This window comes from Achromobacter sp. 1012554356 (assembly GCF_059760815.1).
In genome coordinates, this window is record NZ_JCBANC010000018.1 from 71,181 (window position 1) to 96,748 (window position 25,568).

A 25,568-nucleotide genomic window follows, 5' to 3' on the forward strand; every position below is an offset into this window, starting at 1 on the left:
TGCCCCCTTCCCGCCCCAGCACACCCATTTTTACTGCATCAGCTCGCAGAACTCGCCAGCAAGTTCCTCTGCTCCGCGCAGCAACTCATTGATGATGGAATTGTCAGTATTGTCAGCAATGACCTCCCAGCCAGCAACGCCGTAGATCAGGTGGATCGAACCCACGTAGGTAGAGCAACGATCGGGTCGGATGCGACGCACTATGAGCACGTCTTCGTCCGTGGACATGAGCGCCCCCATGATTTGGTTCAGATCACGGGATGCTTGAACGACGACCTCTTCTCCGTCGAAAACGCCCAACACATAAGCCTCGGCCCCTTCGACAGTGACCGCAAGCACGTCCATGACGATGCGGCGAATGACGGCACGCTGAATCAGGATGCCTTCGCGCAGTGCCAACCCGGCAGGCTCGTCGCCCATTCCCATGTGACGCGACCCAAAGAACGCGGCGTCATCCGCAATCGGATACTCGTTGCTGGCGGCAGCGGTGCGAACGGCGGCAAGAAGTTCAGTGGCGGTATTGGTCATGATTCCTCGTTCTTCGGCGCTCAGTGAGTGGCAATAATTATGCGCGATACACCTATTATAACCCATATGAGAACCCGCGCGACGGAATGGGGAACCGCATTACAGATACGGTTTCGCCCCTCCCCCACATCGGAGTCGCCACTTAGCGGCAGCTCGCTTCGGCGTCCAGCACATCAAGGACATTGACTGCGCCCTTTGCATGAACCTTAGACAGCATCGCCGTCCCTTCGCACTGTGGCATGGAAGCAATCACCCGTGTCACCTCATTGACAGGCAAAGGATCCTCAAAGTACTTGCATTTAGCTCCCAACAGCGTGTCCTCACATTCGGTTCGAACTTGGAGGCCCAGCTCGCTAGCTTTCGCTTGAACGGAGGCAACGACTTCCTGGCGACGTTGGAATTCCTGGCGGACGTGCGCCGCAAGAGCGAAAAGGCCCGCCACAAGCCCCACCAGTATCATGATTTCAAGCGCTCTAAGCGCACGACCAAACGGCTGCAAAGCATTTTTTTTCGTAGACACGATCAATTTCTCCAAGGGGCAATATTGTAATTTGGTAGCGCCTCTACAGCGCTCTGTTTCCGGAAGTGTATTGGGTGCGGTCCGGCAGCAGTGCCGATCCCGGATCCATGATTGATCCCGAGAATTCAGGCGCAGGTTACGGCAGCCTTATACGCGGTCGCCTCAATCGTGGCAATTTGGCGACGCAGCGCCCCCAAGCATTCGGCCTTGGCGCGCTCGAACGACTTTTCCGGTTGCTCACCGTTCCGGGGAATGAGGTAGCCGCGAATCTTCTCCATCGCGTTTTCGCGCTCATATCGATTCATGTCCTCCCACCGCACGGCAGAGGCGCGACATGCGTCAGGATGCGGGATCGGCACGGCGGCTGACGGATCGAAAATGACCGGGTGTGTGGGTGCAGGAATGCCGGTCGTCAACGTGCCGATTCCGCCGTCGCCGTCGTCAACCAGCTCCGATACCGAACCATCCGAATTGACTCGACGGTCCCCTGTTTTCTCGAAGCGGCCAACGGGCTGCTCCGCGTCACTATGCGCTGCGACGTTGGCCTCTGCCACCTGGGCGAGCGCCGCTCTCGCGGCTTCCTTGCCCTTGGCGAGGTCAGGAATGTCGAACGGGTCGCTATCAAGCCAATTGCATCCATCGAGCAAGACCAGGGCGGCATGGCATGCAGCGAGCGCGGAAATCGAGGGTTGCGAGTTCGACATGAGGCAGGGTTCCAAGAAAAGACCGTTAGATTAGTTAGAACCTCTATTATAACCCATATTGCGACGAGGGTCCGCGTGTGTCTCGCGCCGGACGACCCGCAGGCACTGGGAGCACTCAGTCCTCAAACGTGGCTTCACCCGGAACATGCACAAAGAGGGAGCACTTCGTTTCCCGCCGCATCAACGCGTTGTTCGCGCTGATAAGGATCTCCTGAGCAACGCCCAACGCCCTCAAGGGATCCGTGAACAAGATCGCTGCACGCGCGGGGTAGAAAGATTTTCCACCAACAATTTTCTCTCCCGCGTCCACTTCGAGCACGAAGGTTCCCGGCATTGCCGCGCTAAGGATTCGCTCAACGGTGCGGGGGTCCACCTCGGGCGCGGCTTCTTGCGCCGCCGCGATCATTTCTTTGCTGGGTCGCATGGATCAGCCCTCACCCACGCTTCGCGGCGCTGCTGGTGGTGTCGATCTGGGGCACCAGTTCGCTCTGCTGCGCCGAATCGCCAGCCGCCTCACGCGACTGCGGATTGTCCTCCGGGTTGGGCGTGGCCAAACCTTCGGTGTCGCCCTTTGGATCGACGACGGGCAGCGGCGTGCCGCTGCTCAGGGATTCGGAAGCAAGCTTTTTGGCCAGCTCGGTTGATGCGTTGAAGCGAAATGGAAACATGGATGCTCCTATTGAGATACTGGGGCGTTATAGCGCTCGGATGCGGTATAGCCCCGCGCACTTGCTTCGAACAATGCGCGGCGCACTGGTGGCTGAATCAGGGCGACACTACGCGGATCGGATTGCACATGTTGACCGCGTTCAGCGCTTATCCAGAACTGCGCGCTGTTCGCTGAGGTCGATAGCTTTCTTCATCCTCGCAGCCTCATCAGCCGCGATCTGCGCGCAGGCTTTTTCCACCTCCACCAGCGTCGCTACGGTAATCATATTTGCCTCGTCGGAAACCGCTTTCAGCTTACCGATTTCGCATTCGTTTGCCGAAGACACCGCTTTTGACAACGCATCAGGCGAGAGCGTTGCGTCGTAGAAGCACTCAGTCGAATGCCAGGACTCGTAGCATGTGCGCCGGAGCGCAACTTCCAGCTTCGCCGCCTTCGTCTCAACTGCGGAAGGGAGTTCCGTTTTCGCGCGCGCTTGACCTGGGTAGATAGCGTAGACCCAAATCATAGCGCCAGCCAAAATCAGGCCCAGCAAACCAGACAGGGTGTCCACCCAATCGTCGGAAAGGTACGCCGCCCATTTCTTAATCAGCATATTGCCTCCGCTGCGTCATTCAAGGAACAAAACGCGGAGATCGAGGACTGCGCTCACGAGTGAAAGCAGACACAAACCCGCGAGAACGAGCATGCCGCACAACGCGACTGGAGGAATGGGTTCACGCCGCCCTTTGTGGAGCGCCGGATTCATGCGCTCAGCAGCGGTCATGGAGTCCGCGCCCACGTTCGCGGAATCGGCTGGAAGGGTTTGGATCGATCTGAATGGCATAAAGGCTTCGTCCTAAATATGACGCACTTACCTATAACGACAGCGCGAGAAGATACATGTCGTCCGGGCAGCATATGACAGCATTATAACCCATGCACGACCAAACGCCGAAGCGTTAGCGCCCCTCCCTTTGCTGTCGGTATTGTCGTAATGCAAGCTCAAAGTCAAAGCGGGGCGCTGGGTGCTGAAAGTCGAAATCCGGGTAGCCCCTGGCCCTGTAATACTGCGCAATGGCTTTGTTGGCACCTCGCAATAGCATGTCGGCCTGCATAAGCTGCTCTCCATACGCTCGAAGCTGCGCGTCCACTTCTTCCGACCTTATTTGATCCTGCTTGCCGCTTGGCACGATTACTCCATGAGGGACACTACTACTCGGTTTTTGACCACAACTGTGAAGCCCGTTCCAGAGGGAAATTTCCCGTCGCCGAACGTCTTTATGCTGGCCGCAACGGATGGGGTAAGGATTGCGGCCTTGATCTCGTCCAAATTGAAACCATAGACACGTTCGCAGTAGCGGAGCATTGCGTGTTCGCTGACCACCACTTCGCGTACCGTCAACGATTCGATGCGCTTCCCGATATCTACAACCTTCTGCTGCGCCATTACGCGGGACGCTTTCACAACTTGAAGGTCGGACCACGCTTGCGAACAATCATCTTTCGCGGTCGCCAAGCGTGCCTGAAGTGATTCAAGCGCCGGATCGTTCTCAGGTAAGGCAGCGACCTGAGCCATCAGTTCTTGGACCACTCTCTTACGCTCAATGTACGTGCCTTGAGCGACCTGCATCTTGTTAACCACCTCATTTAGCTCAGCTCTTGCAGCTTTACGACGAGTTTGAAGTGATTTTAGGGGCGCACTCATGTTCTTTTCACCTTCTTGCGCTGGAATCCGTCTAACGGCTCGACTCTGGCGAGCGGTGTCCATGTTGTTCGTGCTCGGCCCGCGTTGGCAGGCAGTCGGCGAACTCCGGTCGAGCGGCCAGTTGCGCGGCAAACACCTCGAAGGTCAGCCCGATCCGTTTAGCTTCGGCGCAGAACTCCGAGACGGCCATCTTCGACGCTACGGGCGCTTGGGCGGGCGAGCAATCGCCGCCATTACTTTCCGACATTCCGCGCCTCTTTCTCTTCGTAATTCGAGAGCGTCCCTTGCGCCATGTTCAGCAAAAATTTCGCCTGCTCCAGAGCTTCGGAAGGAGCCGAACTTTCGACGCGACTCGCAACAACACCTTCTTGTCGCATTTCATGGGAAAGGGCGAGGTGAACTGATGCGGCCATCAGGTGAGCGGAACGCGTCAGCGCAGCATGGCGAGCAGAACTGTCATACCCCAGTTCAATGGCTGCTTTTTCGGATGCCTTCAACAATTTGTATGCGACGCGGCCCTGCTTCCAAACGTCGCCGCCCGCCGATGGGTCGAACCCAGGCATCTGAGGCAGTTTAGCGGCGTCGCACTTGATGCTGCCGAGACGTTCGCCAAGGGTATCTTCACCTTGCGCGTTTCCAAGCACCTGAGGCGCGATCTGGTGCATCGACCAGAGCCATTCGAAGACCGAGGAATTGTCCATCACTTGGTCCGCGTCCTGCTCAAACCCCTTTCCGCACACAACGCCCCCAATGTGCCGGGTAATGTCCAGTGCGCGAACCACATCCGGATCGCCCGGCGCGAACCGCTCGACCGCACTTTGCACTCCAACCAGGGTGAACTTGCCCGGCTTGGTCTGGGCTAGCGCGGGCGCGCACGCGAGAGCGAAAGCAAGCGCCGCTGCAATCGGCTTGAACATGTGGGCATTCCTCTATGGATTGGACAAGTGATCAACTACGGGTATGTATTATATCTACGCACTTGTTCACTGTCTGGCGCAAAGAACTACCGAACTTCCCAGCACCCCGTCACCACACTTCGCGCGTGCGTATCTGCTTGATCTCGGTTTTCGCCGCACACATAGGCCAGCCAATGGTTACGGGTCGAGACGATGAACTTTCCCGACACCGGCAAACTCTTGAACAGTTTGCCGAGGGTTAGCGTTTCTGCATCCGTGTCCGGCTCCCATTCGATGAGGTTCAGGCCGCACTTGGTTGCAGCGGCAATCCCGAGGTGTTCGTCGATTCCCCGTTCGGCGCACCACCCGAGGTCACGGCACGCGCCAATAGCCTGCTCAAACGGAATGCCGCCCGCCTGACTGATTGCATAGGGTACGCACCCACTCTCGACACACCGCCCGTCGTCTTCGAGCATCGGCCTGTCCCAGTAATACGGCTCATCGTGGTGGTCCCAGGTGTTTCCGCACTCGGTGCATTTCCGATGGCTATCCCGTCGATTCAGCGCGTGCAACACCCGGCCCGTTTCAGGTCTTCCTCGCCCGCTCTTGCAGGTCGGGCACAACGGCCAATGCTTGGGAACGTAGGCGTCCTCGTCGTTCGCATCTACATTTGGGATCAAACTCACGGCATCAATGGGCGTGAGCAGGCCGCGTTTGATCAGCCATTCGACAAAAGCCGACTCGCTAATCCAGCAGTAGTCCTCCTGGTCGGCTTCCGCTTCGGCGTAGCGTTCCTTACGAAACTCGCTGGCAAGCGCCGCAATGTCGAGCGTCGCCGCCCCACGGAAAGGTCCACCAAGAAATCGACCGTCTTGGTCGTGAAGCACGTAGATGGTTTCGTTCGTCGTAGACATAGGTTCGTTCATGTCATCGGGTCAGCCCCGATCAAGGCTTGTGGGCGTGGCAAGGGGTGTTGGATCAGGCGGGTAGCGTCACCACAGACCATCCGCCAGTCTTCTCGTATGCGATGCGCCCTGCTTTGCGCAGAGCTTGAAGGCGACGATCAATGATGCGGTACTCCGGCACCTTTGCGGACGACAGCTTTCGCGCCTCTGCTTCGGCGTCACCGCCCTCAATCGCGCTTGCTCTCGAATGGCCCTCGCGAATGCGTTGGAGAATCGCCTCGTCGAGCGCCTTGTAATCGACCTTGTTCATGCTTTTTTTCCTGTCTGGGTGATACACCGCCCTGTGCGGTGGCGGATCGGTGGCTTATGGGTTCCACTGCCCGGCAGTCCGCTTGCGATACGCGCACTCTCGCAGGGCGCGGCGTCGTAATAATTGCGGCCAAATTGTCCTACATGCCGACCGGAGCGCCTGCGGCGCAACTATGGCTACGGTCCCGATCCCTGCCAGTAGCCTGCGCGGACCACTGAGCCTCTTCAAGCCCTCTCGATAGCACTTTCCAACGCTGGGGGGCGTTGCGGTGGCCGCATCAGGACACCAAATGTCCAGAGCTTGTGTCCATAGCTATTGCCTTATGTCCAGAGGATCCCGCAGCCGCGTCATCGGGCATTGTTCCGATAGCGGCCCGGATTGCGGCAGCCATCTGCTTGTCGTTCAAACAACGGGCCATGGTGCTACCGGGAGGGCATGGATAACCGTTGAAGGCATCCAGGGCGCTAACGACCATGCGATCCGTGATCGGCCTACGCGCGGCGCGCTGCACCGTGCCGTCTTCTGCTGCGGTCAGCGCAACCCACGCACCAGAATTTTTCCGCACGTCTTCAATTGCGTCATCGCTGATGGGTCCGTCATATCCGCCGTCCGAGCGGGGCCGCACCCAGAACAATGGCAGTCGGTGCGCTCTACCGCCTCCCTCCCGCTCAGCCTGCCCATGCAATAGCCCCTCCACCCGTTCCCGGATCTGCTGTTCAAGATCCGCAGCACTAAGGTCTTCAGACCCCGGGACTTCGCAACCAAGCAACGCGGCGACCGCATGCAGCACACGTTCGGCAGCTATCAGGCGCTGCGCCTCAGCCGGATGCCGATAGCCGGAATGCGTGACGTGCGGGCAATCGAGAATGCCATGCTGCTCGAAGCAGGCATCGGAGCAGAACCACTCCCCTTCTTCCGGGTATTCCGCAATGCAATGGGCCGCTTCGCTGGCGGGCTTGCCGCAATTTGCGCACTGGCTTTCGCTCTCTGCCTGCTCCTTCTCTGCGGCGGCTGTCGGCGGCGCACTTAGATCGCGCAGCGCGGGTAAGAGAGCATCGATCAATCGGTGACAGCCAAGGCGCGTCGAAATGGATGCAGCGCCCAAGTGCCGGGAAATGAGGTCATCACGCATTTCCCGCGTGAGTGTCGGCTGCGTCTCTTGAACCTTTCTTTTGCTCATATCAGCCGCCATTTCGCATCAGTGGGTCGAATGCGGCGCGCAGCAGCTTCACCCCGCGCTTTAAAAGCCCACCCTTGCGGTTAATAAGGCCCAGGCCGATCATGACTTCGGTGAGCGTGTGGCCGCAGCTATAGCCAGCGGCCTTCTTCAGGACACCCACTTCAATGAGCTGGCGATGGTCCGCGCCCCCAAAGTCCGTTCCGCTGAAGGCGCTGGCTAGATCGGACTCGCTGACGATATGGATCGTGCTCGCTGCAACGAAACTGGCACGTCCGCCTGCGTCGCTGTGGCTCGCCCCAACCCTAGCAAAAGAAGGGGGTTGGCCGGGGGCGCTGTCGAGTGCGGCACCGAGCTGCATCCCGACCGGAAAGCAGGCCTCCTGGGCGACGAGAGCGCGCTGACCCTCCAACAAAGCGCGCACGTCGCTCTCTTTGTATAGCCGCTCAGCGGCGACCGGTGCCTCTGCGCGATGCTCCGCGTACTTGGTGATCGAAAGCGGGTCGCCATGGGGACGGGGGATGGGCTGGTTCCAGATCCATCCCGCGGCGCGCATGCCAAGCCACTCTGACCCGTCTTCCGTGGCCGATGCCTGGCCCTTGGTCGTATGTTCGCAGTTCTGCTTCATTGGAGATCCTTCGAGGCATGGACGAAGGCGGAAATCTTGCCGTGTCCCTCGTCGCCCGCGAGCGCCACGACACGAGCGCCCCGCTCGCTTGGCACGGCGCGCACCATCGACCGGATACGCCGCGCCGCCGCCTGGGCATAGTTTTTCTCTGTCACCACGGCATCCGACTCCCATTCCATGGCTTCCGCGTCACAGATCTGCGCGGCTTCCTCAAGCGCGGAATTTCGGTCCGTCTCGCGGTCCACGAGCGAGGGATGTTCGAACAGGTCTTTAACGATGTTCCCCCCTTCCTCCCGCAGCGTTTGCGCGACGCGAGGGTGCTCCGTCAAGTAGTGCTTGTTCAGCCCCGCATCGAACACCTTCCAGGCTGTCGGTAGCTCCTTCGCGTCTTTCGATGCGCTGCTTTGGAGAGCCGCGTAGGTCAGTGCGACGGTGTGTTTCGCCGCGTGCTCGCGTTCAAAGCCGTCGTGGCTCTCTATGCCCACGAGGCGTTCCTTCCACACGGCGGTTATGACGTTGCAAAACGGATCCCCGTTCGGATCCAGCCACGCGACCACGCCCCCGGCTGGATGAGCGGCATGTTGGCCCTTGAGGGCGCGAATCGACGAGACGATGCTTTTGAGATCGCACGACAGCCCGTTGCTTCGGAGATTGTTCACGACCACAGCGGCTACTTCCAGACCGTCGCTCAAGCCCGTGTTGTACGCCGTCTCTCGAACCGGGGGCGCGCAGTTGGCCGGGTCAGGATCCTCTCCACCCTGCACAACCTCCTGCCCTTCGATCACTTTGTATTCGAACACGTCGCCGTCTTCGTCCCCTTCCGTGACCAGCAAGCGCAGCGCGGGCAGACGGACGGCGCATTGAATCTCGGCCACGTCATCTTGCATAAGCCCGTGGTTGCCCTGCGCCGCGTCCATCGCGTCCGTCAGGCTCTCGTGGACTTCGGTCGGAAAGCCCGCATCCCAGAACATGTTGGCCCCCGCTTGCTCGGCCTGCGGGGGGCGGCTCAGGTAGTCCAGGATACACATGCACTGCGCACCGCTGATGCTCTTCACGTCGCTCCGAAGGATCCCAGCGCTCTGCCCGGCCTGCACAACGGCCCACATCACCGCATCGCGGTGGTCCTGCGGCTCCGTGGCGGGCTGCGACGCGGCAGGAGCCGTGCAATCGGGGGCGCTGGCCGCAGGCGCGGCATATTTCGGATCCGCCAGCATTTTGGACAGCGCATGCTGTAGGCCTTCCTCCGTGATGCGCTCGCCTTCGCAGTGCTCAATGAGGTAGGCCGGAAAGTTCTCCCAGGCCACGGGTTGCGCATGCCCCGCAACGCGGGCCACATTTTTGTAATGCGCCGGATCCAGATTCGTACTCATGCCCCTTCCTTATTCTGTTCGTTTGATGCGCTTGCTGTCCCAGATCCACCATGCATGTTGCCCTGCTCCGCAGCCTCCTGAAGGCCGTGAAGCACGCTTTCGTGGATGATGCGAAGCGGGATCACTTCGATGGAGTCCTTCACCCAGCCGCCCAGGTCGTGGTCATAGCGATGGACAAAGAGTTCGCGCTCATGCCATGGCTGGTCCGGCTTGCCGTCGAGCTGCGGAATGGTGTAGCTGTCGAAGGGTCCGCCATAGGTCGGGACCACCCCAAGCTCGGGATGCTTCAGCGACACAAAGAACGGTCGTGATGTGATCGGGCATTTGGACGGCGCGAGATCCGGATTCGAACTCCCGGATACGGGGGCGCTGGAAAGCGGCTCCCCCGCACGGAAAACGGGAAACGAACCCGCGACACCTGCATCGCAAGCGTGAGGCACACCGTGCTCATCAACGTAAAGGTGCGCTACGACCTTCCCAATGACAGGTGCGCTCTCGATGGCTGCGATCACAGCGCGCTTCCATCTGTTCAAGTCCGGATGCGTTGCTGTGTCGTATGCGTCGCGAGCAGATCGGACCATATCCGCCGTGACGGTGATAGGGACGCGCAGCCGGGACACCGCTTCAACCACAGCACCGTAGGCCCGTTGCGCAGTGGCTGCGTCATCACCAAAATGCTTCGCAACAATTGCGTTGATTTCCTCGGCGTCCGAGGGCGCGATTTTGTTCTTGTCGTTCATTTCATTCGCCCTTCGTCTCTACTCAGACTGTTGTCTTCACTGCAAGAGCAGCATCAATCACCTTGATGGCCGTGTGAAGCTCGTGCTGTCCAATGTGCTTGCGCACATTCATCAGGACGCCCTTCAGTCGGTCCGTTTCCTTCACGCTGTGTTCCAACCCGGCCTGCCCCGCATGAGGATGACGCTCGGTGCGGTCGCCGCTGGGGCAGGAACGTTGCCCCTCGCTGGCCTGGGGGGCGGAATAGACGCACTCCTTGAGGAAATCGTCGTAGTCACGGCCCTGGTGGTAGTAGTCGATCCAGCGCTGGTACTCGGCTGCCATCGCTGCGTTCCCGTCGCGCTGCTCGTCCCCGGCTACAGCGGTGTTTGCCAGGGATGCGTGAACGCGTCGTAACATCGGGATTGCGAACGAAAGCACGCGGCGCGCGTCGTTGATGGTGGCGGCGCGCTCGCGGGTTTTGGAAAAGAGGCCGTCCGCTGAGGTCTGGGCCTTCCCTTCGCCTATCGGAACAAGCATGTCGATGGCGCGCAAAATCGTATCCGAAAGTTCATCATCGACTTCCATCATGAATCCTTCTGCGCGCCCGGTTGCGCGGACAGGGCCGCGCGAGCTTCATGGATACTCGGCCCGTAGCGGCGCGCCCCGTCGAACATGCGTTGTCTGAGACTGTCGCACGGCATGCCTTGGTACTCCGTGATGAGGCCATGCAGTTCCGCCGCCGCGTGGACTATGCGAGCCATATCCGCCGCCTCGCTGGCCTGGGGCGCGGCATAGCAAGGGTGCCAGTAATCAGAGGCAGGAGTATCCCGCGTAAAGGTGAGATACAACCCCGGCTCATCAAATTCGTGCGGTTCCCGAGCATAATGACGCTCGCCGGGCCAATCGGTGTAATACCCAACTATCTGCGCCCGCCCTGCAACGGGGGCGCTTGCCAAGGCGGCATTGAGTGCATCCAAATGGCGCAGGGCGTTGGTGATCTTGTGGGTGTACCCGCGCGCATGCGACCCGATAGGACCGACCCGGCGCTCAATGGCGGATAGGCTTTCCATCATTCGATGCAAACCCTGCAACGTCGCTTTCACTTCGTCGTAGTGCTCCGTGCTCGCGGCGGTCTGCGCCTCCCCGGCTACAGGAGCGCTTTGCAGAGGTGCGGCAGTGCCAACACGCGCGGCCTGGGCAGATGGGTGCAGACGGTCATATTCTGCCTTAGCGGCTGCGAACGCAGCCTCCCGATTCGGCCATTCCTTGTTGAAGGCTTCACTGCACGCCTTGTAAGTGCTGACTTGGGCGTAGCCATTTCCGTCCGTCAGGAATTGGTCCTCAAAGTCTTCAAACGCCGCCCGCTCATCTTCTGAAGGGACGTGCAGCGTGGACAGCACAGCGCGGACGATGGCGCGCACGTCGGATGCATTTGCCTCGCCATCGGGTTGCAGCCACGGCGCGGCGATTCGATCAATTGCTTCATCTGTCAGCCGGGGTTCCTGCATTGCGGCTTTGGGCGTGTGGGATTGGGTCATATCCTTTCCTTGAGTTTCCCTTGCGGCTAGTTGGCGTATTCCAGGCTCGGGAGGACAGTGCGAGGCGAAATCCGATGGCACGCAGCGTCACCGTTACCCCTGTTGGTTCTCGGTGTGTCACACACACCCTTAACCCGATATACGCAGGGTTTGGCGATGGCGCAATAGCATGCGGTATTAGGCAATCTCTGCCGCTCCTGAGTACGGTCGAGTTCCATCACCCCTCCTGCTGCTGTGAGAATTCATCGTATGCCTGTCGAATCCGCACTACTTCGTCCATGACTCGCTCCCGATAGATCAGTTCCGGGTCGTCTTCCTTTCGCGTGTCCGGCCCATCGGCCCTAGCTATGGCGTCAAGTGCTTTGAAGACCTTCGAGCCGAACGTACTGATAGCCTGACGCAAACCAACCGCCTCGCTGGCCCTGGGCGCGGCATGGTCGAACAGCGGCTTCCACTGGTCGGGCTTCTCGGCGCGCAGCATCTTCCCGAGGCCCGAGTTGTGGCGGTGCGGCCCTTCGTACAGCCCATCGCTGCACGGGCGATACCAGAACAGAGGCTTGGCTACACGGGCGCTTGCCAGAGCGTCGGACAATTCTTTTTCGAGCGCCGCGATCCGCCAATCTTTGCGCCGGAGCATTGCGTCGGCATCGGACACAAAGCACAACGGCTCACCCGGCCCCGGCTGCGTGCTCGCACGCCTGTAGCGACGGGATGGCGAGCCACCGTAGTAAAGCCGGGCCACAACTGGCAACGACTCACCTTCCTTCGCCGCCTGATCTGCGGCAACGCGGGCGCGCTGCTTGGACAGCAGGGTGTAAGCATTGTCGAATCCCACCGAGTAGATGCGCCGGTTTTCCATGGTGTCGAGGCTCGGATTGGCTCCGAAATAGCGGTCTGCGGCTGCGCACCAGTCCTCGGCGTGCTGAAGGGCCGCGTCGTTTTGGTCGGTCATTACTTTGCCTCGGTGGTGTCGGTCGCGGGGGCGGCATCATCGGATCGATGAACCCCTGCCGCAGCAGAGACTTCGGACGCGGCGGACGGGGACGCCGCATACACCGCGTGGACGAAGCCATGATCCGGCTGCGGATCCCGGGTCAGAATGATGCTTTGCTCCAATAGGCGCGGTCGGAAATGGATGCCAGTGGTATACCCCACGACTTGTAGGCCTGCGGGCGCGATCTTCGTCAGCACGTCGTTGAAGATCGCATCACACATCACCGCGACCTCAAATTCCCCGCTTTCGGTCGTGTGCGCCCCTTCGTCGCAGAGGTGATCGACAAGAGGGAAGAAGTCGCCGTCGTCGGTTTGCCGATTCGATAGCCGATGATTGAGCAACACTTCTTTGATCGCGTGATAGAGCACATTAGCCGACCATTGCAACCTCGGTCCCACATCGCGGGCACCCGCCAGATTGACGGCATCGTCCTGCTTCGATATCGCGTTCATTGCGGCCACAGCCAGGATCGCGTCTGCCATTTTGTCGTTGGCGGGGACCAACTCAGGCCATTTTCCGAACCATCGCCGCATGCCTTCAAGCGCACGTCGGATGGCAACGCTCCCACCCACTTCAGGGGCGATTTCCAGGGCTGCGCGGGCAGCGACGACGGCGGGCGCGTCCTGGTGGGGCACGAATCCGCCCTCATCGTCGGCCCACTTCATTCCGCAGCCGTCGCAAATGGTCCAAATTGCTCCGCCGCGATGCGTGCTTTCATGGACGCAGGTGCTGCTATCCACGAAGTCCAGCAAATCGGCCAGCGCCGCCCGCTCGTCGGAGGCAGGGGCGCTGATGAGCGCAGCTCTCGACGCCCGCTCATGCCACGCCCTTGAAGCCCTGCGGGTCGCGTCATTGTTGTAGCCCGTGCCATCGAGCCGATGCGTGCAGTCATACTCGTTGATCTGGCACCACTGCTCAAAGTCCTCCTGCTCATCGACCGCAGGCACGCTGGCCAGCGCTGCGCGCGCCATGTCTCGCCAATAGTTGCGTTCCTCTTCCGGATCATTGCCGTTCGGTGTTTGGGCGGGCGTCCTTGCGGTGTCCCAACCGTCCCAGCTCGACGCTTTGGCCATGGCGCGCGCCATGCGCTCGACGACTAGCGCTTCGCTTTCGCGGGCACACAGCTTCTCAAGCAGGTCGCCTTCGATGGCGCGCCACACGGGCAGGTAGGCCACGCTCGGGCGTCCGTGCTGCGCCCCGATTTGAAGCAGTTCGGTATCGGTCAACTTTGATCGACGTGCAGCCTTCTGTACGCTCATTTGATGATTCCTTACGAAACTCTTGTGGGGGCGCGACGTTTCGACAACCCGCGCAAAGAAAGGGAGCTACCGCATCAGGTTGTTTTCATGCGGCGCGCCCTCTCGGGATTCGGCATGCTACGAGTCGCCTTCCGGGCGTTTCATGTCACGAACGTTGGCGTGAAAAGTCTCGGCCCGGTCGAGGCTCTGGCGCGCTTCCACGAGATCCTTTTCAGCGCGTTCAAAAAGCGCCTTGCGTGCGTCATCCCAGGTCGGGTAGTAAGACGCAAACTCGGTGATCTTGGCCGTGCGCTGCCCACCCTCGTGAAAGAGAAACTTGTCGGTGGATTTCTCAAACGTCTCAGCCTTGATAGACGCAATCCCGCTCCACGGTTTGACCCGGAACCACACTTCGCTCATTTATTTCTCCTGTCCTGGCGAATGATCCGGATTCGCCTCGGTGGGCGCGTCAGGCGTTAACGCCATGCCAAGCGCCAGACCGACGGCCACGTAAATTGCGAGGTCAAGAGCGAACATAAATAGCGGCGCGGCGTCCGCCCACGGGGTTCCAGAAGGACCGCGTTGGGCCTCGCCAAAAACGAACTCGGTCAACTTCGGCAGCTTTCCGGCAAGGAAGAGGCAAGGTGGTGCCAAAAGAACGAAGATACGCAGAAGGACGGGCATAGAAGGCTCAAGGGTGAAAAAGGAAAAGTCTATCAACCTCCGCGCAGATCAAACCGTCGTCTTTGCGTTACTCGATTGGAGCGCGACCAGGGCATCGAGCAGAGCCAAGACCGTTCGCGGCCCTGCTGCGGCGATGTAGCGGGCGTTGGCAGCTTTCTGCTTGCGCGACATGTCCAGGCCTTCAAAGCCCATCCAGTGGATGATCGGTTCTCTGGGGGCGAGCTGCACTTCAAAGGTATTGCTCTGCTCCCTGATGAACGTTTTCCACTCCCCGCCCGTGGCCCGCTCCGCACGCCGCCGCAGCGCAGTCAGATCCAGCCACTCGGGTAGCGCCCCCGCGCCCTGATCCGCACTACCTACGGCAGCGGGCGTGCCGGGCGGGACCGATGCGGCCTGCCGGGACACAACCTCATCGCGAACCGCCTTGGCCAAGTCCAGATCCTGGCCGGGGCTGAAACGCTGGCAGATGCGCAGAAGGTCTTCGTCGGACACTTCCACATTCTTTGCAAGGTTGAGGTTTTCCTGCTGGCTCATTTCGTGCCTTCCTGTGCAATGATCAGCGCCACCCAGCTCACGATGCTCTTGCAGGCGGTACAGTTGACCGGACGTTGAGTCGGTTTCGCGGCGGGCACACCGATCCAGTCGGTTCGCCCGCAAAGCGTGACGTTTCCCGAAAGCCCGTCCGGTTCGTAATGAACATCGCCTTCGAAGTCTTTCACGCGCCCCACGGATTCGTTCGGCTTACCCACGCTGCTCTTCCAATTCGCGCTCATGACGCGACAGGCAATCTTTGCGGCAGAACACGTCGTCGTGCGCGAACAACCAACCCTCGGCAAGCGCCTGCTTGCGCAACTTCGTGCGGTCGCGCTGTCCATCAACATACTCCCCGCAGCCAGTGTCCGCGCAAAAGCGGCACACCAGCTCGGTCCAAATCGGCATCTTCGGCAGCGCCATCGCGCCCTCCTTTTTTAGCGTTTCTGTTTGATCCAACCCGCCAGCGATCGCGCACGTTTGCGCGATGCGCGCGGCGGACGGTGCGGCCACATCGCCGCATCCACGCCTTGCTCGACAAGCGTGTGGTAGGGAGAGCCTGGAACGTCGATCTGGCCGTCTTTCAAAGTGATCGAGGTGTGCCAGCGCCCAAGCTCTTCGCCGTTGTCCGACTCGATTTCGAGGTAAGGCAGGATCCAGCGCCACCGTGCAGCTTGCACCGCCTCTCCGATTGCGGGAGCGGTCACTTGCGGCGCTGCGAAGCGTCCCAAGGCAATGGTGTAGGGGCGCAGCGACGACTCGTATGCGCCCCCATCGCGCTCCGACGCCTCTTTCTGCGACGCAGACACGATCAGGGTCGAATGCTCTTCGTGCATCCACGCCAAGACCGCACCGCCAGCGGCACGGGCGACAGGGGCCGTATACAGCGGCTCGTGCATCAGGCGCAGAAGCTCATTGGCGAAATCCCAATCCACGTCCGCCTGCTCGCATTGCGTGGCGCTTTCGACACCTTCCTTCAGGTATGCGAAAACTTCAGCGCTGAGCTGGATCGGCTTCTGGGCCGTGGCGGACTCGGCCTGATTCGGCGGAAGAGCGCGCTTGTTCCATGCGGCGATATCTTCCGCCGAATCAAGGTTCAACGTCGGCAGTTGCGCCCCCTTGCAACCTTCCGTGCGGCAGCGTGCCTTGGGGTTCTTTCGATCCCACAAGGCGTACAACGGCAAACCGCAGAACGGGCACGGCTCCAGGTGACGGTCAGGCTGCGCGGCGATGGCTTGAGGTTGCATGGTCATCCTAGCGGTATGGGGCGGCGCGATCAGAGCAATCGAACAGCGCCGCATTTGTGTATCTATTTTAACCCATAGCTAAGAGACGCGCCCCCCTGTTTCTTGTGCGCGTTACAAACTCGCGGCGGATTCAGCGCTGAATAAACCCAACGATCAGGGCTGCCCAATCCGCATGTCCAGCAGGCGAGCGACACCGTATGCCCACTGTGCGGCGTAGTCGGTGTGACCACACGCCAGCGCTTCGGCCATCGATACTTGTGCGAGGGTCGGGGCGGTAAGCCCGCGCTGCGCGGCGTAATCCTGTGCGGCTTTCAGGACGGCCTGCTTCTCCGCCTCGATCCAGACTTCCGGCATCCGATTACCGCGCTTGCCTGCTTCGACGATCAATGCGTCGTAGATTGTCCGGGCAGGTTCGACGCGGGGGCGAAATGGGTCGCTCATCGTAACCATGGTCGTTCCTGCGAAGTTCAGAATGCCTGCTTGTGGCTCATGCTGCCTTGCTCGTTTGTGCATTTGCGCCCTGAGCGCCCTGGTCATGCGGACGCGCATACATAATCGCGTAGCGCGCAACCAATCTTCCCGCGTCGTCTTTGACAACCCTGAAGAAGTCCTCGCAAGCCCGCGCGTGGCACTTGCCGCCCTCGTCCCTGTAGACGATGAGCCGCTTGCCGGTTCCTTCTTCCGTCGCCTCGCAGATCGTCGTGAAAAGGCCGCCCTTGTGATAGAGGTAGACGCCCCCGTCCAGCACTTCGGCACCGATCTCACCCCATGCGCGAGTCCACTCCGCCACGGTGTCCAGAGCAATCGTCACGCCCCTGGACGGAAATTCTATAGTGCCGACACGAAAGACCGCCGAATCGTTCCAGCCTTCGCCCCCAGTCCCTTCCGGGCAACCCATCGCATGGAACTCGAACCGGTTCTTTTCGCAGAAAAATTGAATGTCAGCGGCAGTCACGTCAGGCCGCAAAGTAACGGCTTCTTTGCCTGTCTGCTTGTCGTACAGCTTGGTGGTTTGCATATCGTGATACTCCTTTCTGTGTTCGGGTTGCAGCAGTGTGAAGCCGGATTTCGGCGAACATTTGTGCCGACACCGTTGACACTTTAAGGCGGGCTTGGCGTTGCAGCCCCTGGCAGCCTGTACGAATACACCCATTTGGGATACCCCATGCCTGCCATCCCGTTGATGGAAGTCACAACCCGCGTCAAGCGGCTCTTCTTCCACATGTCCCCCAGGTCACGCCCGAGCTGGGTGCATTTGTGAGCGCCATATGGCATCGGGACGAATTTTGCGTTCGTTGCAGCGAGGTAGGCATCCACAAAGCCCTGATTGAGCACATCGGCCCAAGCCTTGCCGAACGTCGGATCTTCGTTCTGTCGCAACCACTTTTCGATCCACGCGAATCTTTGTTCGGGTTCCATAGATTTCCCGTTGTACCTACTCGATGCGGCGACGAGAGACGTTGATGCGTGCGACGCTCCCGGCCTCATAGCGACGCCGAGGGTTCACCCCACCACAGCGTCTTCGTCCAAGTGCTCTTTGCAGATGAAGTTTGCATTGCCATCGCAGGGTGAGTGAGTCGGCCCAGCCAGATAGGCTTCCCCCTTGCGGAATGACGTGTGTCTGCCGTTCTTCATGCAGAAGTAGCATCCGACCTCTTGGCCGTCGTCCAGCTCGAACACGGTGTTTTCCGAATCGTTGGTCATCATTTCCCCTGTTGATGCTCCCTGCTGGAGCGCACCGCGTGAATGTTCAATCGCCCTTTCGAGCGGCCCGATCAGATAAGGTGCTCCATCCCGGCCAGAGCGACACATCAACGTGTCCGACTGAGCCGAGTTGGCCCTTGCTCCATTCGTGCAGGGCGGAGATCTCGCTTGCCGTCATCTTCGCCACCATGCCTCCGAACGTCGGCGTGACGGCCTCACGGGCGGCGATATCCGGACGCACTGAGGCCAAGGCCGCTGCCACATGGCGGCGGACCGCCTGTGCGGAGTAACTGGCCCGGTCATCCAGCTTCGGCAGAGCGTCGATTTCCGCCCCCGGAACCACAAGATCCCGGATCATTTCGGCGATGAATGCGCCGTGGCTGTTCATGTCTTCAGCCAGGGCGGCAGCGCGCTCCAGACCAGCGTTGAAAAAGGCCATGTCGCCGACAATGCTCGCGCCCGGTGCGCTTGTCTGGAACTCGCTCGGTGCCGTCGAAACGGGAATGCCAGCGCGCTCGCATTCCGCCAGCGTCGTCACGAACTCGAAGCTGTCCTCATCAGGACTCGTGATTTGCACGCCCAAGGCCAAATGCGCCACCAGGGGCGCGGATTCTTCAACGCCCGGGTTGCCACGACCGGACGTGACTTCCTGCCCGCTCATCACGACGTGCAATTCGCCCGGCGTCGTGAGCTTTCGACGGTCGTCTTTGAAGTTGCCCTTGAGCATAGCGGTCCAAACTTTCATACCCCATTCCTTTGGTCAGTGGCTTGGCTGCGTCGTCGGTCGTAATTATTCCGAGACAGTTCGCCACAGTTTAAGCGCCGCCCGTCAGGCGGCGACCGTCGCAGCGCCCGCTGATCGAGCGATGACTTTATTATAACTCATCCCGTGCAAGCGGCGTAAATCTGCGACCGCCCGGACGGAGCGCCCACACTGCGAGCACCAGCCAATCGCAGCGAAAGTCAGTGCGCAACGCAGGGCATCAAGTCCCTTCCCTGCCCTTCGTGTCAAACAAGGGCGCAAAAGCGGAATACCAGCTTTGCCAGTCCCAAACTTGCCACGCCAGCCACCCGGCAGCCCCAGCCAGGATGACGACTTTGCGAAGCCTTGGAACGTCCCAAAAGTACGAAAACACGTAAGTGAAGGCGCAGGCCGATAGCCAGTAATGCCCGAAGTTGGATACCAACATTGCCTCCCTGGATTCAACGCGATTCGCGGAGCCTAGCCGATCTCTGTCCCGCTTGCGATAAGGTGAGCGATTCGCGGAGTAGCGGCCACCCATTCGTCCTCCATCCGCTCAAGCGCCTCGGCGATGGTGTAATCCAATTCTTGCAACCAGTCGAAGCGGTTCAAGACCACGGCCACGGCGACCTTTTCGCCTGTGGACATGACGCCCCAGGCCGCATCGCCGCCTCGATGCGCGTGCAGCGCTTTGTTGTACAGATGGCGAGGACTACCCGTGAACCACTGGGTAGCAGTCTCCCAAGGCTGAGCAGTGAAGCGATTCATGGCTTTCCTTCGGCTATGTGAAGGGGTTGAGTGTATTTCAAGCGGTCCAATTTGGCTGGCGGAAATAATCGGTTTGAGGACCAGCACCCATGCTGGCCAGACACCAGCAAGGCTTCACCCGCCAACAGCCCGAGATTGCCGCATAGAGCCGCAGCACGAGCTACCAGACCCCAGCAAAGAAAGGGGGCGGGACCAACCGCCCCCGGGGGGGCGCATCAGGATTGAGGCGCAGGATGCCGGACGCCTTCTTGATGCAGCCAGAAGCTCTCTGCTGGGCAGACGCAGATGCCGCACGGGTCGCCATACCCTGCTTGGACGCTTCGGATGTACGCGAACTCTGCGTCCCTGGTAAAGAATGTCGCTGCGGGAAATGCCCTGCTGCGGCTCGGGTACACGGTAGAGGCTGATCGGGACAGATTAGGGAGTGCCATCACCACTTCTTAAAAAGCGGGGCGCTCAAGCCGCTGTCTCGGGTGGCTGAGCGGTATCATGGATGAAGCGCGTGACAACCAGATCGGACCTGCCCGCCCGGTTGGCTAGATTCCAAAGCCCAGGATCCGAGAAGCACCCCAACTCATCGTGAAGCATCACACGCGGCACAACCGGCCACGCCACCAGCCGCTTGTACGCCTTACTTCCGACCGCATCGCGAAGCGCGGACTCATCGCAGCGCAAAACGGTGTACCCGCCACCATCCCAGCCAGCGCGCAACGCCGCGACGCGATCCAGCGCTTCACGCAAGGCCCGCCCCCGATATCCCGCAGCGGAAAGCCGCTTTCTCATCTGGGTTTGGGAGAGATCTGATTTGCCGCCTGTCGTGCGCTTTTTCATCTTTGAAACCTTCTTCTAAGTAGTGACTCTACGCGGAGCCATTTCATTGCGGTAAGGGCAATTCCTTGTATTCAACGGCGACAGGCGGGGAACCTTTACCCCGCCGTTCAAGCATTGCTTGATGCGAAGCCATGGAAGCCGGAATACGCTGGATTGACCGTGAACCCGCGACGTTGGGCTTCCTCTACGGCGGCGCGAATGCCCTGCGCAAGGCTCAGAAGTATCGCCGGGTCGGAAACAGGTTCGTCCCAGGTGAAGCGGTAGAAATCGCCCTGCTCCATCGTGACCGCGAACGGATACATCGTCGCCACCGCCACGACCGCCTCGGACTCAATGACCAACGTGTCGCAGAACTTCACGTCGGCGGCTCCCCCGCGTTCTGCCCAGGTGTGGTGAACCGTGGCCTTTTCACAGGCCAGCGCGCTGTCAGTGAAGTGGTGAATGGTCATTTGCGGTCAGCCCCCGCTCTCGTCCTCGGCATTGTTGATGGCGCGCTGCGTCAGAATGGTGCCGCGCATTGCGCCCCAGATTTGTTCCTTGGCCGAATTCCAGCCAAAGGCAAAGTCCTCTTGGCGCTGACCATCCGGGTCATACCCGATCACCTTGGACGGGCCAACGGAAACGGCGGCTTCGAGGTCGCGGATGGTCGGCAGCGCGACGTTGTTCAGGTGAGCGTTGGCAATCGCTACCGCTTCGAGCTGGACCTCGGTCGGAGCCGCTTCTTCACCCTCGGACGCGGCTTGATTGGGGGAGGATTCCGCACTGACGTTAAACCGAGCGCGCAGCGCGGCCAGATCCTCGCGCCATTTGGCGGTGATCTCGCCGATTTCCTCTCGCAGTGAATCGCCCGTCAACCCGGTGAAGGAAGCTGCGGCTTCAACGGCCTCCAGCGCAACGAAGCCGATTCGGCTGCGCTCACGGTAATACAGTTCGTCCTTCGTCATGGTCGCTCCATTCAGCGCAACGAAGCCGATTCGGCTGCGCTCACGGTCATTCAGTTGGTCTGTCGTCATGGTCGTTCCATCCGGTCAACCCCGGCAGCCGGGGAAAGGTTGTCAACGGAGAGCGTCACGTTCTTGGATGTCCGACTTGATCTCGGCAACCCAGTCGAGCGATTCTAGTAGGTGCTACCGCACCTCTGCCGCCATCTTCTTCAAAAGCACAATCACTTCTTCTGGCGCGAGAGAAGGGGCCATCCGGCTCAAAGGATCCTTGGGCGTGTCGGATGCGGGGTCGATCCACACGTTGAACCGCTCCTTTCCCGACCAAGTACCGAGTGGGCACCGTTCAACCGTGGCGCGCCGACCATCCGCGAAATGGACAATCATTTGCCCGGCCTTCGCCTCAATCCGGCTCACACCAGGGATTTCCGCGCAGGCTCCCACGACTCCGGCAGCGGTATCCGGTTTCGGCTCAGGCAAGCTGACGCTGGCAGGGTCGTTGGGGGCGCACATGGAAGATTTCCTCGTGGGTGATTCGGGGGTGAAGACGGCGCAGTCAGTCGCGCAAGCCCTTCACCACAAGACCTTATTGTAACCCAGGCGTGTGAGGTTTTGCCCGGCATCGGCGTCGCGTAACAGTTTTGAGCGGCGCGGCCTAGTTGGAAAGCCGCCCCCCGCCCATGCGCGCCCCGCGACTTCAGGACAGCCCGGCTGCCTCGTTAGCCGATCAGGCGGAGCAGGCCTCGTCCGTGGCCTCCTAGCGGCGGACAGCGCTCATGCTAAGGCCAAAGCTTCTTGCATCGCCGTCGCGTAATAGGCGACTCCCGCCGAGCGCCGCGTCAGCACATCGATCCCGACAATGCTCATTTGCGCGGGGCTGGCGTCTCGCGATTCGAAGTAGAACAGAAGCTGAAGAAGGCTGCACTTGACCATCATGGGATCTACGTCCTCAAGTCGCAGGCTCGCAGCCTTGATGCCCTCCGGCCCTTGGGCTTCGTATAGGCCTTCCAGCCATTGAAGGGCGACCCCGCCCGTGCCGCAGCACGGCTCATAGAAGGTGCGGCTTTCAGCCTGACCCACCAAGCGAACGATGAGCTGGCCAATCTCAGGGGGCGTGGGGAAGAAGCTCGTGCCCTTCTGATCGAACCGAAATTCGCTCAGCAAGGCTCCCAGCACATCCGCAGTAGGCTCCGAGCGCAGCGCCTGGGCAAGCACGTCAGACAGCGCCATTGCGATGCCGTCAAGGTCTTGCGGCAATGCCGCGTTCGGCGGATACATGCCGGTTTGCCGGAATGCCCAGGTGTCGATGAACAGGTGCAGGAAGTCGCGTGTTCCGATCCGATAGCGCGTCTGCTCCACCAGGGCCAATGCCTTGCGCAACAGGGCTGTGGTTTTGGAATTCAATTTATCGTCGCCTCTGCCAGTGAACGCGGTGCATTGCGCCCGAGGGAAATGCCTCGCTGGTGAGGGCGCGCCTCACCAGAAAGATCAAGGCTTCAGGTATGTACTGGAGCGGGTACGGGGAGTCGAACCCCGGTCGTCAGCGTGGAAGGCTGCTGCTCTACCATTGAGCTACACCCGCGAATCTTCAATCGCCCAGCGCAGGGCGCGCCCCCGGGAATTGCACGGCCTGCCCTTCCCTATAGCCCGGAAAGATCACACCGCGCCCATCCGGCAGGCTATCGGGCCACTAGGCCTTTTCCTCATCGTCCTCAATCGCGCGCTGGGTGTTCAACGTGCCCCGCATGGCATTCCAGACGTGTCCCATGGCCGACACCCAGCCGGAAGCGAAATCGTCCTTTCGCTGCTGCTCGCCGACGCCGTATAGAAGCGAGGGACCGGCGCGCAGTGCGCGCATCAGATGCCTGATCGTGGGCAGCACGGCGTTGTTCAGGTGGGCATTGGCGCTCGCAACCGCCTCTCGCTGAACCTCCGAGACTTCGGCAAGTTCCGCTCTTCGCGCCCGCAGGCCGTAGGCATCGGCAAAGGCAGCCAAATCGGGGTAGTTCTCACTCTGCGTGCGGAGCGTTTGATCACGCCACGTCAGAACGATTTCGCCCCCCGGCAACTCTTCGATGGTCAACGCTGTATTCGCGCTGCCTGTCGGCAAGGCGACCGCCATGCGCGCAATCCGACCGCCGAGGGCGTGAAAGGCGGTCATGCTTTGCAAAACCGCTTCCGCACGCAGCATGTCGAGAATCTTGGGCTTGTTCATGTTCATTGGCTCAGGTGCTGGCCCGGCATTCCGGGCCTGTGATCAGGTGATGCGGCTGACTCGAAAGTCTTCCGTGCGATGGTCGCCAGCGTACCGTCGTTTGAACTCTTTGCGGGCCGCGTGTGCGGATGACGCGCAAAGTGTCATGAAGTATTCGTAATGAAAACCGGTGCTCACGTAGACTGCGAACTCTATGTCGTTCAATTCGCTTCTCATGCTGCCCTGGCGAACCGGGGGGCGGCGGTCAGGCCGGGCCGACGCAGTATTGGCTGGGACGGCTGGCGACTCGTCGCAGATCGCGACGGCACAGCGCTTCCAATTTGCGCGCGGCATCGTCTGCCCCGACCAGCTTGCTGATGCGCTGCGAGCACTTCCAGGTCCGCGCGAGAACGCGGCGCATCTTGCGGTGATCCGTCGTGCTGCCATCTTTGTTGGTGAACTTCATGCTTGTCCTTGGCTCTGCCCGGCGAACCGGGGGCGTGTAAGTAAACGGCGTCCGCTCGACGCCACCACCGCTTAAGCGGCAAGCGCCTCCAACTGCGAGCGCGTCCAGCCTTCCTGTGCCATCCGCTGTTTGCAGAGAGATACCGTCTCAGCGGACCGCTCGCGCACATCTGCGGGAAGCGTTTTGTCCGCGCATCGGCCCTCGGCCTCGACCAGAATTTGCAGCAACATCGCAAGGGTCATGTCTAGCTCTCCAATAGATACCCTATTATAACCCATGTTGGAAGATTTGTAGGAGGCTGCGCCCCCGGAGAACACCTATTAGTTCATCACGACCGTTCCGGCCCCGCAAATCCCTCGAACCTTCACAAAGCAAGGGGGCGACGGATCACCCGTTGCCGTGCTTGCACCCTCGCCCGCCCTGAAAAGCAGAAACCACGCCACTGCATGCACAGCGCGCTGGACCCACGTCACGCCGTGATCAGGCGGAGCGGCCACAGCACGCTTCTGATTGGCTATGGACGCACCCTGACTTCCAAGTGATTGGTGCCGGAAATCTCATGATCGCGAACTTCCAAGTACGCCTGCGCACGCACTAAGTCGCCAAGCTTCGTGTAGCCATAATTTCGCGGATCGAACGAGCTATGCGTCTGCACGATGTACCCGCCGACACGCCCCAAGCGGGACCAGCCGCTATCTCTCTCCGTTTCCCGTATGGCGGTACACAGAAGCTCTTTCAAGGGCGGAAGGTCAGGCACGCCGGACACCACACCCGACTGCCCGTTCGGTGCGGACTTCTTCAGCACTTCGAAGTAGATGAACTTGTCGCAAGCCGCGATAAATGGCGCGGGCGTCTTGCGCTCTCCGAGGCCGTACACGACCAACCCGGATTCCCGTAGACGAGTGGCTAGACGAGTGAAGTCGCTGTCACTCGACACAATGCAGAACCCATCCACATTGCCTGCGTACAGCAAGTCCATCGCGTCAATGATGAAGGCGGAATCCGTCGAATTCTTGCCTTGGGTATAGGCAAACTGCTGGATCGGCTGGATAGCATGGCGATGAAGCTCGACCTTCCAGCTACCAAGCTGCGGCGTCGTCCAATCACCATAGGCTCGTTTGACGGTGACGAGGCCGTACTTGGCCACCTCATCCAGCAACTGCTTTGCCATCGCTGCGGACGCATTATCTGCATCGATCAAGACCGCAAGGCGTGGGGTATCTGCACTCGACATTTGTATCGCAACTCCAGTGGACCAGCCATGAATCGGAACAAGCGCTAACGCCACCAGGGAACTCGGCAGCCGTGCCATTTTGTATCTAAATACGTCTATTTTCAAGACAGGGCGTTTGCCCCCGGCCAGAGCTGCCTATGCGCTCGCCTACTGAGAAGGACTACCTGCCGCACAGGCGATGCTGGGCGCACACGCGCAGATCGCGCCCTGTTAAATGGCCCCGCGCGTTGAGGCATAGATAGTTATGCCCTGGCGATCCACATCTTGCAGTGAGCGACCGGCTATCCGGTGAGGGGGCGCTTGCCGACCTTGCAATCCCGGCATCTTGAGCGCCGCACGGGCGA

The 25,568-nt window shown here is 60.3% G+C and carries 39 protein-coding genes and 1 tRNA gene; all 40 read right to left on the minus strand.

The genetic code is table 11. The features are described 5' to 3' along the window. Positions 1-30: 30 nt before the first annotated feature. Positions 31-528: a hypothetical protein gene (locus AC6LJW_RS11750; RefSeq protein ID WP_498087359.1), complete on the minus strand. Its 498-nt coding sequence runs from the start codon at positions 526-528 to the stop codon at positions 31-33. A 142-nt stretch (positions 529-670) separates the two neighbouring features. Continuing rightward, on the minus strand, positions 671-1,048 hold the full coding sequence (locus AC6LJW_RS11755) for a hypothetical protein (protein ID WP_498087360.1): 378 nt from the start codon (positions 1,046-1,048) through the stop codon (positions 671-673). A gap of 125 nt (positions 1,049-1,173) precedes the next feature. After that, the gene (locus tag AC6LJW_RS11760; RefSeq protein WP_498087361.1) at positions 1,174-1,752 is read right to left on the minus strand and encodes a hypothetical protein; all 579 of its coding nucleotides are present in this window, start codon (positions 1,750-1,752) and stop codon (positions 1,174-1,176) included. Between the two features lie 115 nt (positions 1,753-1,867). Further along, the gene (locus AC6LJW_RS11765; protein WP_498087363.1) at positions 1,868-2,176 is read right to left on the minus strand and encodes a hypothetical protein; all 309 of its coding nucleotides are present in this window, start codon (positions 2,174-2,176) and stop codon (positions 1,868-1,870) included. Between the two features lie 10 nt (positions 2,177-2,186). Then, positions 2,187-2,420, minus strand: a complete 234-nt coding sequence (locus AC6LJW_RS11770; protein WP_498087365.1) for a hypothetical protein — start codon at positions 2,418-2,420, stop codon at positions 2,187-2,189. Positions 2,421-2,561: 141 nt separating this feature from the next. Further along, the gene (locus AC6LJW_RS11775; RefSeq protein ID WP_498087366.1) at positions 2,562-3,014 is read right to left on the minus strand and encodes a hypothetical protein; all 453 of its coding nucleotides are present in this window, start codon (positions 3,012-3,014) and stop codon (positions 2,562-2,564) included. A gap of 579 nt (positions 3,015-3,593) precedes the next feature. Beyond that, positions 3,594-4,106 carry a hypothetical protein gene (locus tag AC6LJW_RS11780; RefSeq protein ID WP_498087367.1) on the minus strand — a complete coding sequence of 171 codons (513 nt, stop codon included), beginning with the start codon at positions 4,104-4,106 and terminating at the stop codon, positions 3,594-3,596. A gap of 233 nt (positions 4,107-4,339) precedes the next feature. Further along, the gene (locus tag AC6LJW_RS11785; RefSeq protein ID WP_498087368.1) at positions 4,340-5,023 is read right to left on the minus strand and encodes a hypothetical protein; all 684 of its coding nucleotides are present in this window, start codon (positions 5,021-5,023) and stop codon (positions 4,340-4,342) included. Positions 5,024-5,109: 86 nt separating this feature from the next. After that, positions 5,110-5,916 (minus strand): hypothetical protein, encoded by an 807-nt coding sequence (locus tag AC6LJW_RS11790; protein WP_498087370.1) that lies wholly within the window; start codon positions 5,914-5,916, stop codon positions 5,110-5,112. A 64-nt stretch (positions 5,917-5,980) separates the two neighbouring features. Continuing rightward, a complete protein-coding gene (locus AC6LJW_RS11795) occupies positions 5,981-6,217 on the minus strand; it encodes a hypothetical protein (RefSeq protein ID WP_498087372.1) in 237 nt (78 codons plus the stop codon). 277 nt (positions 6,218-6,494) lie between these two features. Continuing rightward, complete coding sequence (locus tag AC6LJW_RS11800; protein WP_498087374.1) at positions 6,495-7,397, minus strand: hypothetical protein; 903 nt, start codon at positions 7,395-7,397, stop codon at positions 6,495-6,497. A 1-nt stretch (position 7,398) separates the two neighbouring features. Then, a complete protein-coding gene (locus tag AC6LJW_RS11805) occupies positions 7,399-8,022 on the minus strand; it encodes a hypothetical protein (RefSeq protein ID WP_498087375.1) in 624 nt (207 codons plus the stop codon). Continuing rightward, complete coding sequence (locus AC6LJW_RS11810) at positions 8,019-9,392, minus strand: hypothetical protein (protein WP_498087376.1); 1,374 nt, start codon at positions 9,390-9,392, stop codon at positions 8,019-8,021. Before AC6LJW_RS11810 ends, AC6LJW_RS11805 begins: the two co-directional genes overlap by 4 nt. Next, a complete protein-coding gene (locus tag AC6LJW_RS11815; protein ID WP_498087377.1) occupies positions 9,389-10,132 on the minus strand; it encodes a hypothetical protein in 744 nt (247 codons plus the stop codon). The genes AC6LJW_RS11810 and AC6LJW_RS11815 overlap by 4 nt, the downstream gene beginning before the upstream one ends. A 22-nt stretch (positions 10,133-10,154) precedes the next feature. Continuing rightward, positions 10,155-10,700 (minus strand): hypothetical protein, encoded by a 546-nt coding sequence (locus AC6LJW_RS11820; protein ID WP_498087378.1) that lies wholly within the window; start codon positions 10,698-10,700, stop codon positions 10,155-10,157. Next, positions 10,697-11,650, minus strand: a complete 954-nt coding sequence (locus AC6LJW_RS11825) for a hypothetical protein (RefSeq protein ID WP_498087379.1) — start codon at positions 11,648-11,650, stop codon at positions 10,697-10,699. The genes AC6LJW_RS11820 and AC6LJW_RS11825 overlap by 4 nt, the downstream gene beginning before the upstream one ends. Positions 11,651-11,867: 217 nt before the next feature. Then, entirely contained in the window at positions 11,868-12,602 is a 735-nt protein-coding gene (locus tag AC6LJW_RS11830; protein ID WP_498087380.1) for a hypothetical protein, read from the minus strand. Further along, positions 12,602-13,903: a hypothetical protein gene (locus AC6LJW_RS11835; protein ID WP_498087381.1), complete on the minus strand. Its 1,302-nt coding sequence runs from the start codon at positions 13,901-13,903 to the stop codon at positions 12,602-12,604. The genes AC6LJW_RS11830 and AC6LJW_RS11835 overlap by 1 nt, the downstream gene beginning before the upstream one ends. Before the next feature lie 117 nt (positions 13,904-14,020). Beyond that, complete coding sequence (locus AC6LJW_RS11840) at positions 14,021-14,302, minus strand: hypothetical protein (protein WP_498087382.1); 282 nt, start codon at positions 14,300-14,302, stop codon at positions 14,021-14,023. After that, entirely contained in the window at positions 14,303-14,566 is a 264-nt protein-coding gene (locus AC6LJW_RS11845; RefSeq protein ID WP_498087383.1) for a hypothetical protein, read from the minus strand. It lies immediately after the preceding gene. A gap of 48 nt (positions 14,567-14,614) precedes the next feature. Then, a complete protein-coding gene (locus tag AC6LJW_RS11850; protein WP_498087384.1) occupies positions 14,615-15,100 on the minus strand; it encodes an ead/Ea22-like family protein in 486 nt (161 codons plus the stop codon). Then, complete coding sequence (locus AC6LJW_RS11855; RefSeq protein ID WP_498087385.1) at positions 15,097-15,315, minus strand: hypothetical protein; 219 nt, start codon at positions 15,313-15,315, stop codon at positions 15,097-15,099. Before AC6LJW_RS11855 ends, AC6LJW_RS11850 begins: the two co-directional genes overlap by 4 nt. Further along, the gene (locus AC6LJW_RS11860) at positions 15,308-15,520 is read right to left on the minus strand and encodes a hypothetical protein (RefSeq protein ID WP_498087386.1); all 213 of its coding nucleotides are present in this window, start codon (positions 15,518-15,520) and stop codon (positions 15,308-15,310) included. Before AC6LJW_RS11860 ends, AC6LJW_RS11855 begins: the two co-directional genes overlap by 8 nt. 14 nt (positions 15,521-15,534) lie before the next feature. Further along, positions 15,535-16,344: a hypothetical protein gene (locus AC6LJW_RS11865; RefSeq protein ID WP_498087388.1), complete on the minus strand. Its 810-nt coding sequence runs from the start codon at positions 16,342-16,344 to the stop codon at positions 15,535-15,537. A 153-nt stretch (positions 16,345-16,497) separates the two neighbouring features. Continuing rightward, a complete protein-coding gene (locus tag AC6LJW_RS11870) occupies positions 16,498-16,794 on the minus strand; it encodes a hypothetical protein (RefSeq protein WP_498087389.1) in 297 nt (98 codons plus the stop codon). A 37-nt stretch (positions 16,795-16,831) separates the two neighbouring features. Next, positions 16,832-17,362 carry a hypothetical protein gene (locus AC6LJW_RS11875; RefSeq protein WP_498087390.1) on the minus strand — a complete coding sequence of 177 codons (531 nt, stop codon included), beginning with the start codon at positions 17,360-17,362 and terminating at the stop codon, positions 16,832-16,834. Positions 17,363-17,445: 83 nt separating this feature from the next. Then, positions 17,446-17,763, minus strand: coding sequence for a hypothetical protein (locus tag AC6LJW_RS11880; RefSeq protein WP_498087391.1), 318 nt, complete (start codon positions 17,761-17,763; stop codon positions 17,446-17,448). A gap of 84 nt (positions 17,764-17,847) precedes the next feature. Continuing rightward, positions 17,848-18,051, minus strand: a complete 204-nt coding sequence (locus AC6LJW_RS11885; RefSeq protein ID WP_498087392.1) for a hypothetical protein — start codon at positions 18,049-18,051, stop codon at positions 17,848-17,850. A gap of 43 nt (positions 18,052-18,094) precedes the next feature. Continuing rightward, on the minus strand, positions 18,095-18,793 hold the full coding sequence (locus tag AC6LJW_RS11890; protein WP_498087393.1) for a hypothetical protein: 699 nt from the start codon (positions 18,791-18,793) through the stop codon (positions 18,095-18,097). A 477-nt stretch (positions 18,794-19,270) separates the two neighbouring features. Further along, positions 19,271-19,558, minus strand: coding sequence for a hypothetical protein (locus tag AC6LJW_RS11895; RefSeq protein WP_498087394.1), 288 nt, complete (start codon positions 19,556-19,558; stop codon positions 19,271-19,273). 456 nt (positions 19,559-20,014) lie between these two features. Further along, positions 20,015-20,389, minus strand: a complete 375-nt coding sequence (locus AC6LJW_RS11900; RefSeq protein ID WP_498087396.1) for a hypothetical protein — start codon at positions 20,387-20,389, stop codon at positions 20,015-20,017. 107 nt (positions 20,390-20,496) lie between these two features. Continuing rightward, positions 20,497-20,838 (minus strand): hypothetical protein, encoded by a 342-nt coding sequence (locus AC6LJW_RS11905; RefSeq protein ID WP_498087398.1) that lies wholly within the window; start codon positions 20,836-20,838, stop codon positions 20,497-20,499. A 6-nt stretch (positions 20,839-20,844) separates the two neighbouring features. Beyond that, entirely contained in the window at positions 20,845-21,402 is a 558-nt protein-coding gene (locus tag AC6LJW_RS11910) for a hypothetical protein (protein ID WP_498087400.1), read from the minus strand. Positions 21,403-21,516: 114 nt separating this feature from the next. Continuing rightward, positions 21,517-21,843, minus strand: coding sequence for a hypothetical protein (locus AC6LJW_RS11915; protein ID WP_498087402.1), 327 nt, complete (start codon positions 21,841-21,843; stop codon positions 21,517-21,519). Between the two features lie 261 nt (positions 21,844-22,104). Continuing rightward, positions 22,105-22,734: an N-6 DNA methylase gene (locus tag AC6LJW_RS11920; protein WP_498087404.1), complete on the minus strand. Its 630-nt coding sequence runs from the start codon at positions 22,732-22,734 to the stop codon at positions 22,105-22,107. 104 nt (positions 22,735-22,838) lie between these two features. Beyond that, a tRNA-Gly gene (locus AC6LJW_RS11925) sits at positions 22,839-22,912 on the minus strand. Between the two features lie 108 nt (positions 22,913-23,020). Further along, a complete protein-coding gene (locus AC6LJW_RS11930; protein WP_498087405.1) occupies positions 23,021-23,545 on the minus strand; it encodes a hypothetical protein in 525 nt (174 codons plus the stop codon). A 244-nt stretch (positions 23,546-23,789) separates the two neighbouring features. Next, positions 23,790-23,990: a hypothetical protein gene (locus AC6LJW_RS11935; RefSeq protein WP_498087407.1), complete on the minus strand. Its 201-nt coding sequence runs from the start codon at positions 23,988-23,990 to the stop codon at positions 23,790-23,792. Between the two features lie 71 nt (positions 23,991-24,061). Beyond that, complete coding sequence (locus AC6LJW_RS11940; RefSeq protein WP_498087409.1) at positions 24,062-24,232, minus strand: hypothetical protein; 171 nt, start codon at positions 24,230-24,232, stop codon at positions 24,062-24,064. Between the two features lie 272 nt (positions 24,233-24,504). Further along, positions 24,505-25,224, minus strand: a complete 720-nt coding sequence (locus AC6LJW_RS11945) for an NYN domain-containing protein (RefSeq protein ID WP_498087411.1) — start codon at positions 25,222-25,224, stop codon at positions 24,505-24,507. Between the last annotated feature and the right edge of the window lie 344 nt (positions 25,225-25,568).